This window comes from Streptomyces flavofungini, assembly GCF_041028215.1.
GTDB lineage: Bacteria > Actinomycetota > Actinomycetes > Streptomycetales > Streptomycetaceae > Streptomyces > Streptomyces flavofungini_B.
Window position 1 is genome coordinate 1 of the sequence record NZ_JASKYR010001062.1, and the last position, 2149, is coordinate 2149.

The following is a 2149-nucleotide window of genomic DNA, read 5'->3' on the forward strand; positions in this document are numbered from 1 at the left end:
CGGCAGACCGACGCCGTCGTCCTGGACGGTGATCAGCAGCCGTACGTCCTTGCTCGTGCCGCCGCGCACCGCCGAGACCTCGACCGTGCCGGTGTCCCCCTCCCGGAACCCGTGCTCCAGGGCGTTCCGAGGTTCCGCGTCGGCTCCCCCGGCTCGAACTCGGATTCGCGTCGGCTCCCCCCGGGCCACCCGCCACGCATACTCCTTGCGGATCGCCGACGCGAATCCGAGTTCGAGCAGCGTGTTGAAGGAGTCGTCCGAGGCGGAGAGGACCGAGCCGAGGAGCCGGTCCAGTTCCTCGGGCGTGACCGCCGAGAGGGGCAGCTTCCCGGCGAGATAGATGTCGCCGAGGGAGTCGATCGCGTAACTCACCCCGTAGAGACGCAGGTTCCGCTCAAGGAGCCAGCGGTGCACCGCCTCGTGGTTCTCGTCGGGGTGGCGGATCACGAAGGCGTTCAGGGAGAGGGAGTGGTTGCCGACGATCATCGACAGGGTGGTGGAGAGCTTGCGGGTGCCCGGGAGCTTCACTACGTAGGAGCCGGGTTCGGGACTCTCCCACTCCAGCTCGGCGTCGTCCAGCGTCCGCTCGATCACGGCACCCGCGACGGAACCGCCGTCTCCCGCAGCGGAACTGCCGCCTCCGGAACCCACCTGCTCAACCATGATGCGAGCGTACGTGACGCCGGAAGTCATGCATGGCGGCCGTGTACACGTCCGCCGTGGCGGCGGCCGCCGTGTCCCAGCCGAAGGACTGCGCGTGGCGGGCGGCGGCATCACCCATGCTGTCGGCGAGATGGGGCCGGTCGGCGAAATCGCGGAGCACGCGCGCGTAGAGCGACGGTTCGTGCCCGGGGATCAGAAAGCCCGTCTCCCCGTCGCGCACCGCGACCGGCAGGCCCCCCACCGACGCCGCGAGGACCGGCGTGCCCGCCGCCTGCGCCTCTATGGCGACGAGCCCGAAGGACTCGCTGTAGGACGGCATCACGAGGACCGACGCCGCGCGGAACCAGTCCGCGAGCTGGTCCTGGCCCACCGGCGGCTGGAAGCGGACCACGTCCGCGATGCCCAGCTTCGCGGCCAGTTTCTGGAGCCCCTCAGGCTTGGCGAGGCCGCTGCCGCTGGGGCCGCCGACGATGGGCACCACGATGTTGGAGCGCAGGGCGGGACGCTCGTCCAGGAGGACGGCGACCGCGCGCAGCAGCACGTCCGGGGCCTTGAGGGGCTGGATGCGGCCCGCGAAGAGCGGGATCAGCGCGTTCTGCGGGAGGTTGAGCCGGTGCCGGGCGGCGGCGCGCCCGTCGGCGGGGCGGAAGCGGTCGAGATTGACGCCGGGGTGCACGACGGCGACTTTGCCGGGCTCGGCTTCGTAGTGGCGTACGAGCTCGTCGGCCTCTTCCGAGGTGTTGGCGATGAGCCGGTCGGCGGCGCGCACGATCTGCGTCTCGCCTATGACGCGGGCGGCGGGCTCGGGGGTGTCGCCCGCGGCGAGCGCGGCGTTCTTGACCTTGGCCATGGTGTGCATGGCGTGCACCAGGGGCACGCCCCAGCGCTCGGCGGCGAGCCAGCCGACGTGGCCGGAGAGCCAGTAGTGGGAGTGGACGAGGTCGTAGTAGCCGGGCCGGTGGCCCGCCCAGGCCTGCATGACGCCGTGCGTGAAGGCGCAGAGCTGGGCCGGCAGCTCCTCCTTGGCGAGCCCTTCGTAGGGGCCCGCGTCGACGTGCCGGACGAGGACCCCGGGGGCCAGCTCCACGGCGGGCGGGAGCGCGCCGGTGGTGGCGCGGGTGAAGATCTCGACCTCGATGTTGATCGCGGCGAGGCGCTTGGCGAGCTCGACGATGTAGACGTTCATGCCGCCCGCGTCGCCCGTGCCTGGCTGGTGCAGCGGCGAGGTGTGCACGCTCAGCACGGCCACCCGCCGGGGCCGCCGCGGAGTGCCTGGCATGCGCAGCCGTGAGGGGGCCGCCGTGGATCGACGCCCGAGCCTGGACACGTACTGGCTCACGTGGCGGTCCTCCTTGCGTACGGGCATGACGACAGGGAGGGCGTACGGACCTCCAGAGGGAGAACACCGGAGGTTTCTGCTCCATTTCCTCCCGGGCTCTTTTTGCCAAAGCATTACCCGACCTGATCAACCGTCTCTCCCGCATAC

1 protein-coding gene and 1 pseudogene are annotated in these 2149 nt (G+C 71.1%); both read right to left on the reverse strand.

Annotated elements, in window-relative coordinates; all coding sequences use genetic code 11:
• Positions 1-165 precede the first annotated feature (165 nt).
• Positions 166-663, reverse strand: a pseudogene (locus AB8Z36_RS38355) (YbjN domain-containing protein); the annotation flags it as partial.
• On the reverse strand, positions 656-2002 hold the full coding sequence (gene mshA / locus AB8Z36_RS38360) for a D-inositol-3-phosphate glycosyltransferase (protein WP_369217987.1): 1347 nt from the start codon (positions 2000-2002) through the stop codon (positions 656-658). The gene mshA and the pseudogene AB8Z36_RS38355, both read right to left, overlap by 8 nt.
• Between the last annotated feature and the right edge of the window lie 147 nt (positions 2003-2149).